The 13,592-nt window shown below is 61.2% G+C and carries 17 protein-coding genes; 11 read left to right on the top strand and 6 right to left on the bottom strand.

The annotated features are described in order from the left end of the window. Positions 1–5: 5 nt before the first annotated feature. From AD663_RS09195 to galU, 3 genes are all read right to left on the bottom strand, one after another. On the bottom strand, positions 6–884 hold the full coding sequence (locus tag AD663_RS09195) for a LysR family transcriptional regulator (protein ID WP_003180027.1): 879 nt from the start codon (positions 882–884) through the stop codon (positions 6–8). Positions 885–1,222: 338 nt separating this feature from the next. Further along, complete coding sequence (gene ltrA, locus AD663_RS09190; RefSeq protein ID WP_053213594.1) at positions 1,223–2,515, bottom strand: group II intron reverse transcriptase/maturase; 1,293 nt, start codon at positions 2,513–2,515, stop codon at positions 1,223–1,225. Positions 2,516–3,025: 510 nt separating this feature from the next. Further along, positions 3,026–3,865: a UTP--glucose-1-phosphate uridylyltransferase GalU gene (gene galU / locus AD663_RS09185; RefSeq protein ID WP_003182953.1), complete on the bottom strand. Its 840-nt coding sequence runs from the start codon at positions 3,863–3,865 to the stop codon at positions 3,026–3,028. Between the two features lie 235 nt (positions 3,866–4,100). Between galU and AD663_RS09180 the strand changes: the two genes are divergently transcribed. Together AD663_RS09180 and AD663_RS09175 are read left to right on the top strand one after the other, a co-directional pair. Further along, the gene (locus tag AD663_RS09180) at positions 4,101–4,316 is read left to right on the top strand and encodes a hypothetical protein (protein ID WP_003182955.1); all 216 of its coding nucleotides are present in this window, start codon (positions 4,101–4,103) and stop codon (positions 4,314–4,316) included. Positions 4,317–4,431: 115 nt separating this feature from the next. Further along, the gene (locus AD663_RS09175) at positions 4,432–4,713 is read left to right on the top strand and encodes a hypothetical protein (protein ID WP_003182957.1); all 282 of its coding nucleotides are present in this window, start codon (positions 4,432–4,434) and stop codon (positions 4,711–4,713) included. A gap of 7 nt (positions 4,714–4,720) precedes the next feature. On the opposite strand, the gene AD663_RS09170 is transcribed toward AD663_RS09175, so the two are convergent. Continuing rightward, positions 4,721–4,951, bottom strand: coding sequence for a hypothetical protein (locus tag AD663_RS09170; RefSeq protein ID WP_003182959.1), 231 nt, complete (start codon positions 4,949–4,951; stop codon positions 4,721–4,723). 108 nt (positions 4,952–5,059) lie between these two features. Then, complete coding sequence (locus AD663_RS09165; RefSeq protein ID WP_003182960.1) at positions 5,060–5,410, bottom strand: hypothetical protein; 351 nt, start codon at positions 5,408–5,410, stop codon at positions 5,060–5,062. A 198-nt stretch (positions 5,411–5,608) separates the two neighbouring features. Between AD663_RS09165 and AD663_RS09160 the strand changes: the two genes are divergently transcribed. The 5 genes from AD663_RS09160 (at position 5,609) to ada (ending at position 8,907) form a co-directional block, all read left to right on the top strand. After that, complete coding sequence (locus AD663_RS09160) at positions 5,609–5,911, top strand: DUF1883 domain-containing protein (protein ID WP_003182962.1); 303 nt, start codon at positions 5,609–5,611, stop codon at positions 5,909–5,911. A gap of 32 nt (positions 5,912–5,943) precedes the next feature. Then, positions 5,944–6,114 (top strand): hypothetical protein, encoded by a 171-nt coding sequence (locus tag AD663_RS29060; RefSeq protein ID WP_003182963.1) that lies wholly within the window; start codon positions 5,944–5,946, stop codon positions 6,112–6,114. A 241-nt stretch (positions 6,115–6,355) separates the two neighbouring features. Beyond that, a complete protein-coding gene (locus AD663_RS09155; RefSeq protein ID WP_053213664.1) occupies positions 6,356–7,078 on the top strand; it encodes a 2OG-Fe(II) oxygenase in 723 nt (240 codons plus the stop codon). After that, entirely contained in the window at positions 7,065–7,745 is a 681-nt protein-coding gene (gene alkB / locus AD663_RS09150; protein WP_033046123.1) for a DNA oxidative demethylase AlkB, read from the top strand. Before AD663_RS09155 ends, alkB begins: the two co-directional genes overlap by 14 nt. A gap of 88 nt (positions 7,746–7,833) precedes the next feature. Then, entirely contained in the window at positions 7,834–8,907 is a 1,074-nt protein-coding gene (gene ada, locus AD663_RS09145) for a bifunctional DNA-binding transcriptional regulator/O6-methylguanine-DNA methyltransferase Ada (RefSeq protein WP_003182967.1), read from the top strand. On the opposite strand, the gene AD663_RS09140 is transcribed toward ada, so the two are convergent. After that, entirely contained in the window at positions 8,871–9,359 is a 489-nt protein-coding gene (locus AD663_RS09140) for a GyrI-like domain-containing protein (protein ID WP_053213593.1), read from the bottom strand. The two genes, ada and AD663_RS09140, sit on opposite strands and share 37 nt — an antisense overlap. 148 nt (positions 9,360–9,507) lie before the next feature. Between AD663_RS09140 and AD663_RS09135 the strand changes: the two genes are divergently transcribed. From AD663_RS09135 to modC, 4 genes are all read left to right on the top strand, one after another. Continuing rightward, positions 9,508–10,572 carry a nitronate monooxygenase family protein gene (locus tag AD663_RS09135; protein WP_053213592.1) on the top strand — a complete coding sequence of 355 codons (1,065 nt, stop codon included), beginning with the start codon at positions 9,508–9,510 and terminating at the stop codon, positions 10,570–10,572. A gap of 86 nt (positions 10,573–10,658) precedes the next feature. Further along, the gene (modA, locus tag AD663_RS09130; RefSeq protein ID WP_053213591.1) at positions 10,659–11,411 is read left to right on the top strand and encodes a molybdate ABC transporter substrate-binding protein; all 753 of its coding nucleotides are present in this window, start codon (positions 10,659–10,661) and stop codon (positions 11,409–11,411) included. Beyond that, complete coding sequence (gene modB, locus AD663_RS09125; RefSeq protein WP_003182975.1) at positions 11,412–12,092, top strand: molybdate ABC transporter permease subunit; 681 nt, start codon at positions 11,412–11,414, stop codon at positions 12,090–12,092. It begins immediately after the preceding gene. Between the two features lie 3 nt (positions 12,093–12,095). Beyond that, entirely contained in the window at positions 12,096–13,175 is a 1,080-nt protein-coding gene (gene modC / locus AD663_RS09120; protein WP_033046124.1) for a molybdenum ABC transporter ATP-binding protein, read from the top strand. Positions 13,176–13,592: the final 417 nt, after the last annotated feature.

The raw sequence follows: 13,592 nt of genomic DNA, 5'->3' as shown, positions 1-13,592 counted from the left end.
GGCATTTAACGCATCTGTTCGCGTAAGAACTCCACCAACGCCTGCACCGGGCGTGAGCTTTGCCGATGTTGCGGGTACACCGCCGATAGCGCCAACGGCTCGGTCTCGAACCCCTCCAATACCTTGATCAACCGCCCCTCTTTCAAGGCATTGCCGACGATGAATGTCGGCAGGTAGGTGACGCCCATGCCGGCAATGGCGGCGTCCCTGAGCAAATCGCCGTTATTGGCGCGCATGCGACCTGCGACCTCCAGGGTCACCGGTTTGCCGGCCCCACCGAAACGCCATTGGACCTGACGGCTGTGACCATAGGGCAGGCAGTCGTGCTGGCGCAGGTCTTCAGGCCGCGCAGGTTTGCCACGTTGTGCCAGGTAGGCCGGGCTGGCGCAGTACACCCGTTCGATGGTCGCGATGCGCCGGGCGATCAGCGTCGAGTCTTCCAGCACGCCGATGCGCAGCGCCAGGTCATAGCCTTCCCCAAGCAGGTCCACCGAGCGGTCGCTCAGGTCCACCTCTACGCTGACGTCGGGATAGCGCTGCAAAAAAGCTGGCAAGAGGCTACCCAGGTGCGCCACCGCGAAGGACAGCGGCGCGCTGAGGCGAATGGTCCCGCGGGGCTCGCTGGTCTGGCCGCTGATGCCCTGCTCCACCTGTTCGACATCGCTGAGCAGGCGTAGCGCCGCCTCGTAATAGCGCTGCCCCAAGGGCGTGACATCCAGCCGCCGCGTCGAGCGATTGAGCAGGCGCACCCCCAGTCGCTGCTCAAGTTCCATGAGCTTGCGGCTGACGAACTGCTTGGACAACCCCAGCTTGTCCGCCGCAGCGGTGAAGCTGCCCGATTCCATGACTTGGACAAAGATGCGCATTTCTTCGAAGGGGTTCATTGTCATTCCATGGGTGGGGCTTTATTTAGACATCCAGGCCGAATACAAAACCTGTAGCGAGGGGATTTAGCGAAACGTCGCACCGCCCCGCTGGGCTGCGCAGCAGACCCAATCACTGAATCAAGTGGCCATTCTGACACACCGGGTTGGCAGGCTTTAGGGCTGCTTCGCAGCCCAGCGGGGCGGTGCGACGTTTCGCTAAATCCCCTCGCCACGGGTTCAGGAATAGATCCCCACAGGTCATTTGCCAATCGGCATAGGGGGCGGCCTTCATAGGCCGCTCCCCTGCCACACCACCCGGCATGCGGGTCCGCACCGGGCGGTTCGAGAGATTGAGGTTATGAGAGTCGCACCAGACCCAGCCTGTCGAACCATGCCACATCCAGCACTCGGTTAAGCTCAAAGCGGCTATTACGCCACCAACTACGTGAGTTAGCCGCCACTTTCCGTGCGGTTTGGGCGCTGGCCCCCAAGGCCCGCAGTTCGCGATAGATCGTCGGTCCACGCCGCCATTGCTTAAGCTGGATCGCTCGCAGTCGGTGTCGTATCCATTCGTCCAGCTCTCGCCAGACCTTCGGTGTTTGCGATAACCCAAAGTAAGTTTTCCAGCCCAAGAGATAAGGCCGTAAGTTCTCGACAACGTGTCGCATACTGCGACCGCCTGAGCGACGGGTGAGTTCGCGTATCCGCTGTTTGAACCGCTTGCGTGCTTTGACCGCCACTGCTCTTTTGACGCCTTGTGGAGATGCCCAGAAGGCGTATCCCAGAAACTTGCGACCAAATGCACTCGCTACCGCACTCTTGCTCTCGTTGACGCTCAAGTTCAGCTTTTCATACAAGCGCTTTAGCAAAGCCATCACCCGCTGCCCGGCCCTGCGGCTGCGAACATACACATTCGCATCATCGGCATAGCGCACGAAGCAATGGCCCCGGCGTTCAAGCTCCCGATCCACTTCGTCCAGCAGCACATTTGCCAGCAACGGCGACAGCGGGCCGCCTTGCGGCGCCCCGCAGCGGCTTTTCTCGACCACGCCATTGATCAGCGTTCCCGCATCCAGATACGCCCGAATCAGACGGATAACCGCCCGATCCGCAATCCGCTTGCTTAAACGATCAATCAAAATATCGTGGTCGACCCGATCGAAGAACTTCTCCAGATCAACATCCACCACCACTTTGCGTCCTGAAGACACATAGCGCTGAGCCGCTAAGACGGCCTCCTGCGCACTGCGCCCCGGGCGAAAGCCGTAGCTGTGTTCACTGAAAGTTGGATCGAGCAGTGGCTGCAAAACTTGCAGCAGTGCTTGTTGGATCAGCCGGTCAGTGACCGTTGGAATGCCCAACTCGCGTTCGCCGCCGTCAGGTTTGGGAATTACCACACGCTTTACCGGACTGGGCCGGTAGGCTCCTGAAATAAGCTGTTCACAAATCGTCGGCCATTGGCTCAGCAAATGCTTGGCAGTCTGTTCAATGTCCAAACCATCCACACCTGCTGCACCTTTGTTGGCCTTGACTCGCTTCCACGCCTGTTTCAGGTTCTCTCTCGCAAAGGCCCGTTCCAGCAGCCCTTGCCCTGCGTTGTCGGATTCATCTTGCGGGCGATTGACCTCGTCGCTGACGGGGCTTCTCACGGCTTCACCGCTCGCGTCCTCACATCCGCCCCGCGTTTGGCAGGCATCTGACTTCCGGTCGTTCACATCAACATGGCCTATAACGCTTTCTCTCGTTCAGCCCTTCGTCAAAAAAAAAAAAGACTACTACGGCCTCTGCTGACTTCTCGCTCCGGCTGGCGCCGTCGCCCTTTCAGGCACAAGGCGAGATCTCCCCAGGTAAGAACGCAATCCTTCCCCGCACAACCGCCGGATTTACGCAGCCTGATCCTTGACCACAAGAGCTTCGCGATCTTTTGCTCGCTCGCCCTGATCGGCTTCGCCTTGTATCCGGTTCTTGTCCATCGGCTCGCGGTTTCGATTCACGCTTCCTCCCCACACTCGGTCGCCCTCATGCAGTTGCGCTTCACTTCGTTCGCTGTGGTCAGCTTACGGCGGGACTTTCACCCACAAGATTGCGCCCATGCTGGGCGCACGACAAAAAAACGCCCCGAACCAGTCGGGGCGTTTTTCAAGGCGCGGAGCAGGCTATCAGTAAGCCTTGCCGGTCTTGTAGAAGTTCTCGAAGCAGAAGTTGGTCGCGTCGATGTAACCCTCGGCGCCACCGCAGTCGAAACGCTTGCCTTTGAACTTGTAGGCCATTACGCAGCCGTTCTGGGCCTGTTTCATCAGGGCGTCGGTGATCTGGATCTCGCCGCCCTTGCCTGGCTCGGTCTGTTCGATCAGGTCGAAAATATCCGGAGTCAGGATGTAGCGACCGATGATCGCCAGGTTCGACGGTGCATCTTCAGGCTTTGGTTTCTCGACCATGCTGTGGACGCGGTAGATGTCGTCGCGGATCATTTCGCCGGCGATGACACCGTACTTGTTGGTTTCCTGCGGATCGACTTCCTGGATCGCCACGATGGAGCAACGGAACTGCTTGTACAGCTTGACCATCTGGGTCAGTACGCCGTCGCCTTCCAGGTTGACGCACAAGTCGTCCGCCAGGACCACGGCGAACGGTTCGTCACCGATCAGCGGGCGACCGGTCAGGATCGCGTGGCCCAGGCCTTTCATTTCGGTCTGGCGGGTGTAGGAGAACGAGCACTCATCCAGCAGTTTGCGGATGCCTACCAGGTATTTTTCCTTGTCGGTGCCCTTGATCTGGTTTTCCAGCTCGTAGCTGATGTCGAAATGGTCTTCCAGGGCGCGTTTGCCGCGGCCGGTGACGATGGAGATTTCCGTCAGGCCTGCATCGAGGGCTTCTTCGACGCCGTACTGGATCAGTGGCTTGTTCACCACCGGCAGCATTTCTTTGGGCATGGCTTTAGTCGCTGGCAGGAAGCGAGTACCGTAACCGGCTGCAGGGAACAAGCATTTCTTGATCATATAAGTCCTTGAAAAGGCGGTATGTACGAGTTTCGGCGCAGTCTAATCAGGCGACGGGCACCTTACAATGCCCGCACTGGCCAACCGGTGCCATCATAGAGAAATAAAAAACGGCGGATAGTTCAATCGCCTTTCGCTTGGATGGTTCGAGCGGTCCCACTCTACGCTCATAGGCGCTGTTTGCGTGCATTTGACGTATCATGACGCCCTTGAATCTCGCCAACGAGGCAGTTAGATGTCGGTAACAAAAAACGCAAACGGTTATTCGGTCAGCCAGGACAAGGCCGGCCAATGGTGGATTATCAACTACCATGGCGAACAAGTGGCCGGCCCCCTGCCGAGCAAGGCGATGGCGGTAGAAGTGGCCGCGGTGTTCCAGGATGACCGCTCGGCCCCGGCGGAGAAAGAACGCGAAAAGCCCCCCGCGCGCAGCCCACGCCGCAAGAAATAACCCGACCAGCCTCCGGTAGATGCCGCCAAGGTATTGAACGAGGCTTGTTTAGCTGTACCGGACTGGCCATTCGCTATAATCTCGCGCCAGCCCCTCCCTTCTCGATGACGATCCCATGAAAACACTTCTGGCGCTGTTTACAGTCCTGGCCCTGGCGGGCTGTGCCTCGGCCGAAAAAACCTACCTGAACAACGGTGAACAAGGCCTCGCCATCGATTGCTCCGGCGAAGCCAACTCATGGGCTACGTGCTATGAAAAGGCCGATGCATCCTGCGCTGGCACCGGCTACCGCATCGTCGGTACCGACGGCACGCCGCAGGCCAAGGAAAGCGAGAAAACCCTGGGGGTCGATGTCGGCAACTACACCAGTCGCAGTGTCGTGGTGGTGTGCAAGTAAGCGTTTGCTAGATGTGGATCTCGGCGAACTTGATGCCCAGCCCGCGCAGGGTCTCGACCAGGTCATCGAGATGAACGAAAGACTCCACTTCGTCCTGGTCGTCCACCAGGAAAAAACTGCGTCCGGCGCTTTTCTTGAAGAAGGCAATCCATTCACCCGGGCTCGCCGGGTTCTGAATCACGTGTGTGGCAAAGATCAGGCCCTCTGCGTGGCGCTCACGCACCTGCTCGCGTTTCATCGACTGACTCCATAAATGACAATGCCGCCCACGTAGGCCGTGGCGGCATGTTTGTCGAGGGCGCCAGTTTAGCCGATGCCCGGCCCGCTCGTCAGGTCGTGTCGGCGGTCAGCCGGAAATGCAGGCGTTGGCCGCCTCCTGCACATCGCCCGGCCGCACCGGTACGTTGGACATGGCTTCGTGCAGCTTGATGCTGCTGCCGCTGGAGCGTTCGTCGATGTCGAACACCGCCGCCGGCAGGCTCGACAATTTGCCGGGGACAATCAAGCGGACGCCGTTCTTGTGCGGCTCCATTTGCAACGGACCGCGGCTACTGGCCAGCTTGCCGGCCACGCACTTGGCATATTCGTGAGGGTTCTTTCCAGAGATGACGCTCATGGTGGGCGGCGTCTGGTTGATGTCCGATACTGAGGCACATCCACTCAAGGCCAATGCCAATACCCACACGCTGCGCTTCATATGATTCCTCCGATAAAGACCCTCCGACACTGCGCACGCTGTTTTTCTCCAGCGCGCACCGTCTTTTTTTGCGCTTCCTGCGATAAATGAACAAAGCCTGGGACGCGGGCCGGATATTAACCCTTGAGGCTGATAAACTGCACATCATTCTCCTTGCTATCGTTTGATTTTGTAGAAAAAGCCCTTCTGGAGGCGCCCATGAAATTCATTCACCAGCGCGAGCACCTGAACGAAGACGACATCGTCGTCATCGAATGCTCGCAAATGTGCAACATCCGCTTGATGAACGACGCCAACTTTCGCAGCTTCAAGAATGGCGGCCGTCACACCTACCACGGTGGCGCGTTCGATACCTTTCCAGCCCGGATTACCGCGCCGAGCACCGGTTTCTGGAATATCACCATCGACACCGTCAACCGCCGTGCGATCAGCGTCACGCGCAAGCCGACCCTGACCCACAAGATCAAGATCATCCGGCGCTCCAGCTCGAAACTGAGCTGAGCTTCGCCCACAACTTCCAGACAGGCACTACCGTGGACCAGACGACCAAATACGTCATCAAGTACAAACTCAACGGCGAACGCCGCTTCGAGTTCGCGCAATTGAAAACCGGCACCCAGGAAGAAGCCCTGGCAGCGTTGCACGCGCTGCATGGCCAGACCGATGATGAGATCAGTGAAGTGAGTGTCAGCAAAGCACTGTGACAGCCTCTGCCGCTGGGCTTTGGGTGGCGAGGGAGCTTGCTCCCGCTCGGCTGCGCAGCAGTCGTAAAACCTGGTGATGCGGTCTGCATGGAAGATCGAGGGGGGCGGCTTCGCCACCCAGCGGGAGCAAGCTCCCTCGCCACGGGGTTCGGTGTACGGGAACGCAAGATCCGGAGTGCCAGCTGTCCCAGCACTCCCCAGACTGACCAATCCTTTTCCACCCAGGTTTGCGCTCATGTCCATGACCCTGCAATCCCCCTCGCGAATCCAACGAATAGACGATCTTGACCGGCCAGCCCTGGAGCAAAGCCTAGAGCAGGACGGCAGCGCGATCATTCGCAACCTGCTCTCGGCGACCCAATGCCAGCGCCTTAGCGCGCTCTATGCCGAGCCGGGACTTTTTCGCTCAAAGGTAATCATGGCTCGCCACGGTTTCGGGCGCGGTGAGTATCAGTATTTTCGTTACCCGCTGCCCGACCTCATCCAGCGACTGCGTCAGTCGTTGTACCCGGTGCTGGTGCCGTTGGCGAATCGCTGGAATGCCAGCATGGGCCTTGCGGTGCGATACCCAAGCGAGCACGCCGATCTCCTTCAGCGCTGTCATGCCGCCGGGCAGACGCGCCCGACGCCACTGTTGCTGCAATACGGCCCACAGGACTACAACTGCTTGCACCAGGACCTGTACGGCGAGCAGGTGTTCCCGCTGCAAGTGGCGATCCTGCTGTCGGAACCTGGCCGGGACTTCAGCGGTGGCGAGTTCGTCCTGACCGAGCAACGCCCGCGCATGCAATCGCGGCCTCAGGTCATCGATCTGAAACAGGGCGATGCGGTGGTGTTCGCCGTGCATCAGCGGCCCGTCAAAGGCGTTCGCGGTTATTATCGAGTGAACATGCGTCATGGCGTCAGCCGCGTGCACGACGGCAGGCGCCACACCTTGGGAATTATTTTTCATGATGCGCAATAACGACCATCCAATCACTCTGGACCTGTTCGCCGACGAGACGCCGACGACGCCTGGCCAGGTCGAACGGATCGGCGAGCAATCGTTCGTGTTGCGCGGATTCGCCCTGCCCTGGCTCGACCGTTTGCTGCCGGCGCTGGAAAGCGTCCTGCTGGCCGCACCGTTCCGGCAGATGGTCACGCCCGGTGGTTTCACCATGTCGGTCGCCTTGAGCAGCTGCGGTGCGCTGGGCTGGACCACCGACCGCAGTGGCTATCGTTATACCGCCCAAGACCCGCAGACTGGCCGCCCCTGGCCCGACATGCCGGCGGTGTTCCGCGAGCTGGCCCAGGCCGCCGCACGGCAGGCGCAGTTCGAACACTTCGAGCCCGATTCCTGCCTGATCAATCGTTATGTGCCTGGCGCACGGATGTCGTTGCATCAGGACAAGAACGAACGCGAACTCACCGCGCCCATCGTCTCGATGTCCCTGGGCTTGCCGGCAACGTTCCAGTTCGGCGGGTTCGAGCGCAGCGACAAAAGCCAGCGCGTCCCGTTATTCCACGGCGACATCGTGGTCTGGGGCGGCGTCGACCGGTTGCGTTATCACGGCGTGCTGCCGCTCAAGCCAGGGGAACACCCGCGCCTGGGCGCCCAGCGAATCAACCTGACGTTTCGCACTGCCGGGTGAAGGTGCAGAATTCAACCGCAAGACCCGGAGTGTCGTCACGTTCCTGGCTCGCTACGGTAGGCAAAACGGGCCAATGGATACAACGACCATGAACAGCATCTCAAAAGATACCGCTCCTGAGCTGGACCCCCGCTGGGCCGCCGTGCTCGCTCGGGATCCGCGCGCCGACGGGCAATTTGTCTATGGCGTGAAAACCACCGGCATTTATTGCCGCCCCAGCAGCCTGTCGCGCCTGCCCAACCCGCGTAATGTCGAATTCTTCGACACCCCGGAGCAGGCCCAGGCGGCCGGCTATCGTCCGAGCAAACGCTTGGCCCGGGACCAGACCCAGATCGCCGCCCAGCAAGCGGCCCGGGTCGCGGCGGCCTGTCGGCAGATCGAGGCGGCCGAAGAACTTCCAGGCCTCAATGAACTGGCAGATAGCGCGGGCCTGAGTCCCTTTCACTTTCACCGAGTCTTCAAGGCCGTCACTGGCCTGACGCCCAAGGCCTACGCCGACGCCCACCGTTCGCGCAAAGTACGCGAACGCCTGGCCGATGGCGGCAGCATCACCGAAGCGCTGTATGACGCCGGGTTCAATTCCAACAGCCGCTTTTATGAAGCCGCCGACAAGGTCCTGGGCATGAAGCCTACGGACTACCGCGCCGCCGGACAGAACATCGATATTCGTTTCGCCGTCGGCCAGTGTTCCCTCGGAGCGATCCTGGTGGCGCAAAGCGAGCGCGGCGTCTGCGCGATTTTGCTGGGAGACGACCCGGACGCGCTGGTGCGAGACCTGCAAGACAAGTTCCGTCGCGCCAACCTGATCGGTGCCGATCGCGAGTTCGAACAGTTGATCGCCCAAGTGGTGGGTTTCATCGAAGCGCCGGCCCTGGGCCTGGACCTGCCCTTGGACTTGCGCGGCACAGCCTTCCAGGAGCGCGTCTGGCAGGCGCTGCGGGAGATTCCACCGGGCAGCACCGCCAGCTATGCCGAAATCGCCCAGCGCATCGGCCTGCCCAAGGCGGTGCGCGCCGTGGCCCAGGCCTGTGGCGCCAACAGCCTGGCGGTGGCGATACCCTGTCACCGCGTGGTGCGCAGCGACGGTAACCTGTCTGGCTACCGTTGGGGCGTGGAGCGCAAGCGTCAGTTACTGGCGCTGGAACGTTCGTCGCAAGACTGAACGCCAATATAGATCGCCACCGAATCGGGGCTGCCATAGACCTCGAAATCGGTGGTGAAACGGCGCAAGGTCTGCGGGTTATCGGCGAAGTATGCCCAGATCAGGCCCCAGGTCTGGATCACGCAGTCGGGCATCGGCCCCTTTGCGCAGAACACCAGGTAATCCCCGCCTTCGATGTCCACGGCGGGGAAACCGGCGCTCGTCGCATCCACCTGCACGCCGGCCGTGACGTTGAAGTAGCCGGTGGCATCGGACTCGTAATTGGAATACACCCCGTAGACGAACGACTCCGACTGCCGGGCCGGGATCGTGTCGAACAGCCCTTCGTTGAAGAACTGCTGCCACATCGGGCCGATCCTGGCCGTGTCGGGTTCTTGCTCATCTACGTTACGGGTGTGCACCTGCAAACCGGCCACGGTGAAAGGCTCGACTGTCTTGAGCTTGACGTCCATGAAAGCATCTCCTTGATGAATGATGCCCGCATGGTAACCCGCCCGACACCGGGATCAAGTTGCGCCGCCGATTGAAAAACTCGACTGGCCCTCGCTGGGCCACACCTGTTAAAAACACGGTTTCCTTCTGCCGTCGGAGACCCCGCACATGAGCCAGTGGCCAGACACTCGCATTCTCGACCTGCTCGGTATCGAGCTGCCCATCATCCAGGGGCCGCTGGCCGGAGTGACCGGGCCGTCGATGGTCGTCGCGACCTGCAACGCCGGCGGGCTGGGTTCGATGCCGGCGGCGATGCTGGACGTCGGACAACTGCGCCAGGCGCTGACAAGCATTCGCGAACAGACCGACAAGCCGTTCAACGTCAATTTTTTCAGCCACCAGGCGCCAACGTTCGACGAGCAGCGAGCCGAGGCCTGGAAGCAACGGCTCAAGCCTTACTACGAAGAACTTGGTGCCGATTTCGACGCGCCGACACCGGTGTCCAATCGCACGCCATTCGATGACGCTGCCTGCCGCGTGCTGGAAGAAATGCGTCCCAAAGTAGTCAGTTTCCACTTCGGCCTGCCAGAAAAATCCCTGCTGGACCGGGTAAAAGCCACCGGCGCGAAAATCCTGTCTTCGGCCACCACCGTCGAGGAAGCCGTCTGGCTGGAACAGCACGGTTGCGACGCAATCATTGCCATGGGTTATGAAGCGGGTGGCCATCGCGGGATGTTCCTCAGCGAGGACCTGAATACCCAGGTGGGTCTGTTCGCCTTGCTGCCTCAAGTCGTGGATGCCGTCAAAGTGCCGGTGATCGCCACGGGCGGCATCGGCGATGCCCGCGGAATCGTCGCGGCCTTCGCCTTGGGCGCTTCTGCCGTGCAACTGGGCAGCGCCTATCTGTTCACGCCCGAGGCCAAGATCAGCGCCTCCCATCACCACGCGCTGCGCACGGCCAAGGAAAGCCAGACCGCTGTCACCAACCTGTTCACCGGTCGCCCGGCCCGGGGCATCGTCAACCGAGTGATGCGCGAAGTAGGCCCCATGAGCCCGATGGCACCGGCCTTCCCTCTGGCGGGTGGAGCGTTGATGCCGCTGCGCGCCAAGGATGAAGCGGACTTCAGCAATCTTTGGGCGGGTCAGGCGTTTCCCCTGGGACGCGAGTTGTCGAGCGCCGAACTGACCCGGCGGTTGGCAGAGGAGGCGCTCGCGCAACTGGGACGTCGTTGATCCCGGGCAAAATGCCGCGTTCCGTTTGTCAGCCATTCGCTATATATTCCGGTATATAGCGAATCTGACCCTACGGAGCCTCACCCATGCACCTCACCCGCTTCGCGCCGTTGCTGCTGAGCATGCTGTTTTCCGTTGGCGCCGTCCAGGCCGATGAGGTGCAGGTGGCGGTGGCTTCCAACTTCACCGCACCGATCCAGGCCATCGCCGCCAGTTTCGAAAAAGACACCGGGCATAAACTGGTGGTGGCTTACGGCGCGACCGGGCAGTTCTATACGCAGATCAAGAATGGCGCGCCGTTCGAAGTCTTCCTCGCCGCCGACGACGCCACGCCGGCCAGGCTCGAAAGCGAGGGCGACGTCGTCAACGGTTCGCGCTTCACCTACGCCATCGGTACATTGGCGCTGTGGTCGGCCAAGGCAGGGTATGTCGACAGCCAAGGCCAGGTGCTCAAGGACAATGCCTTCGAGCATCTGTCCATCGCCAACCCGAAAGCGGCGCCCTACGGCCTGGCCGCGACCCAGGTGCTGGACAAGCTGGGGTTGACCGGACAGGTCAGCCGCAAGATCGTCGAAGGCCAGAACATCACCCAGGCGTACCAGTTCGTCTCCACCGGCAACGCCGAACTCGGCTTCGTCGCCTTGTCGCAGATCTACAAGGACGGCAAGGTCACCAGCGGTTCGGCGTGGATCATCCCCGCTGAGTTGCACGACCCGATCAAGCAGGACGCCGTGATCCTCAACAAGGGCCGGGACAACGCCGCCGCCGTGGCGCTGATGGATTACCTCAAGGGCCCGAAAGCCGCCGCCATCATCCAAGCCTACGGTTATCAACGCTAAATGCCTTTGACCCATGCCGATTTCGCCGCCATCTGGCTGACCCTGAAACTGGCGTCGCTTACCACGGCAATTCTATTGCTGATCGGCACGCCCATCGCCTTGTGGCTGTCGCGCACCCGTTCCTGGCTGCGCGGGCCGGTGGGGGCCCTGGTGGCGTTGCCGTTGGTGCTGCCGCCCACGGTGATCGGCTTCTACTTGCTGCTGGCAATGGGACCTAACGGTTGGCTTGGCCAGTTCACCCAGGCGCTCGGGCTGGGCATCCTCACCTTCAGTTTTACCGGGCTGGTGATCGGCTCGGTGATCTATTCCATGCCATTCGTGGTGCAGCCCCTGCAGAATGCGTTCGCCGCCATTGGCAGCCGCCCCTTGGAAGTCGCCGCCACCCTGCGGGCCGGGCCCTGGGATACATTTTTCAGCGTGATGCTGCCCTTGGCCCGACCGGGTTTTATCACCGCGGCGATTCTGGGGTTCGCCCACACCGTTGGCGAATTCGGCGTGGTTCTGATGATCGGCGGGAACATCCCCGAGAAGACCCGGGTGGTGTCGGTGCAGATCTACGACCATGTCGAAGCCTTGGAATATGCCCAGGCTCACTGGCTGGCTGCGGCGATGTTGGTGTTTTCATTTTTTGTGCTACTGGCGCTGTATTCCAGCCGCCGAACCCGTGCCGGTTGGAGCTGACCGATGATCCAAGCGCGCTTTCAACTCGACCGTGGTGATTTTTCCCTGGACCTGGACGTGCAACTGCCAGGCCGGGGCGTGACCGCGCTGTATGGTCAGTCCGGCTCCGGCAAGACCACTTGCCTGCGCTGCATGGCGGGGCTGGAGCGGCCGAGTCAGGGTTTCATCGAGGTCAACGGCGAAGTCTGGCAGGACACTGACCGCGGCGTGTTCGTGCCGCCTCATCAGAGGGCCCTGGGCTATGTGTTCCAGGAGGCGAGTCTGTTCGCTCATTTGTCGGTGCGGGCCAACCTGGCGTTCGGCCTCAAGCGCATCGCCCCGGCGCAACGGCGAGTGGGCATGGAACAGGCGAGCGAACTGCTGGGCGTCGGTCATCTGCTCGATCGGCATCCGCAGCATTTGTCTGGCGGCGAACGCCAACGGATAGGCATCGCCCGGGCCTTGCTGACCAGCCCTCGCCTGCTGTTGATGGACGAGCCGTTGGCGTCCCTCGATACCCGACGCAAAAACGAAATCCTGCCCTATCTGCAACGGCTCCACGACGAGTTGGATATCCCGGTGCTGTACGTCAGCCATTCCCAGGATGAAGTGGCGCGCCTGGCCGATCACATCGTGCTGCTCGACGATGGCCGCGCGCTGGCCAGCGGGCCTATCGGCGAAACCCTGGCCCGGCTCGACCTGCCGCTGGCCCTGGGGGACGACGCGGGGGTGGTGATCCAGGGCAGGGTCAGCGGCTATGACCCGGCCTACCAGCTCCTGACACTGACCCTGCCTGAGAGCCAATTGAACATGCGTGTAGCCCACACCCCCTTGGCCGTTGGACAAGCGCTGCGCTTCAAGGTCCAGGCTCGGGACGTCAGCCTCAGCCTGGCGAACGATGCCCAGACCAGCATTCTCAATCGCCTGCCCGTCACGGTGATCAGCGAACTGGCCGCCGACAACGCCGCCCATGTGCTCATTCGCCTGGAAGCCGCCGGCACGCCATTACTGGCGCGCATCACCCGTTATTCCCGCGATCAGTTGGGCCTGTACCCGGGGCAATGCCTGTGGGCGCAGATCAAGGCAGTGGCGGTGTTGGCGTAGGGCTGGGCCTGCGCGGTGCCCCTTGTGGGAGCGAGCTTGCTCGCGATGACGGCGGCACCTCCAACATTGATGCAAGCTGATTCACCGCATTCGCGAGCAAGCTCGCTCCCACAGTAGATCGCGGGTGTACGCGGCATTTGCATACGGCATTGAACCCTGTGGGAGCGGGCTTGCCCGCGAAGACGGCGGCACCTCCAACATTGATGCAAGCTGATTCACCGCATTCGCGAGCAAGCTCGCTCCCACAGTAGATCGCGGGTGTACGCGGCATTTGCATACGGCACTGAACCCTGTGGGAGCGGGTTTACCCGCGAAGACGGCGGCACCTCCAACATTGATGCAAGCTGATTCACCGCATTCGCGAGCAAGCCCGCTCCCACAGTAGATCGCGGGTGTACGCAGCATTTGCGTAAGGCA

The organism is Pseudomonas sp. Q12-87, from assembly GCF_001269755.1.
Lineage (GTDB): Bacteria > Pseudomonadota > Gammaproteobacteria > Pseudomonadales > Pseudomonadaceae > Aquipseudomonas > Aquipseudomonas fluorescens_S.
Note: the sequence above shows the minus strand (reverse complement) of the source record. Positions and strands in the feature narration are given on the sequence as shown.

Coding starts and splice junctions, on each gene's coding strand:
- ada (WP_003182967.1), top strand. CDS start 7,834: ATGAACAGCATCTCAAAAGATACCGCTCCTGAGCTGGACCCCCGCTGG.
- AD663_RS09170 (WP_003182959.1), bottom strand. CDS start 4,951: ATGAAACGCGAGCAGGTGCGTGAGCGCCACGCAGAGGGCCTGATCTTT.
- AD663_RS09160 (WP_003182962.1), top strand. CDS start 5,609: ATGAAATTCATTCACCAGCGCGAGCACCTGAACGAAGACGACATCGTC.
- modB (WP_003182975.1), top strand. CDS start 11,412: ATGCCTTTGACCCATGCCGATTTCGCCGCCATCTGGCTGACCCTGAAA.
- AD663_RS09175 (WP_003182957.1), top strand. CDS start 4,432: ATGAAAACACTTCTGGCGCTGTTTACAGTCCTGGCCCTGGCGGGCTGT.
- AD663_RS09195 (WP_003180027.1), bottom strand. CDS start 884: ATGAACCCCTTCGAAGAAATGCGCATCTTTGTCCAAGTCATGGAATCG.
- AD663_RS09165 (WP_003182960.1), bottom strand. CDS start 5,410: ATGAAGCGCAGCGTGTGGGTATTGGCATTGGCCTTGAGTGGATGTGCC.
- AD663_RS09180 (WP_003182955.1), top strand. CDS start 4,101: ATGTCGGTAACAAAAAACGCAAACGGTTATTCGGTCAGCCAGGACAAG.
- modC (WP_033046124.1), top strand. CDS start 12,096: ATGATCCAAGCGCGCTTTCAACTCGACCGTGGTGATTTTTCCCTGGAC.
- alkB (WP_033046123.1), top strand. CDS start 7,065: ATGATGCGCAATAACGACCATCCAATCACTCTGGACCTGTTCGCCGAC.
- AD663_RS09140 (WP_053213593.1), bottom strand. CDS start 9,359: ATGGACGTCAAGCTCAAGACAGTCGAGCCTTTCACCGTGGCCGGTTTG.
- AD663_RS09135 (WP_053213592.1), top strand. CDS start 9,508: ATGAGCCAGTGGCCAGACACTCGCATTCTCGACCTGCTCGGTATCGAG.
- AD663_RS09155 (WP_053213664.1), top strand. CDS start 6,356: ATGACCCTGCAATCCCCCTCGCGAATCCAACGAATAGACGATCTTGAC.
- modA (WP_053213591.1), top strand. CDS start 10,659: ATGCACCTCACCCGCTTCGCGCCGTTGCTGCTGAGCATGCTGTTTTCC.
- galU (WP_003182953.1), bottom strand. CDS start 3,865: ATGATCAAGAAATGCTTGTTCCCTGCAGCCGGTTACGGTACTCGCTTC.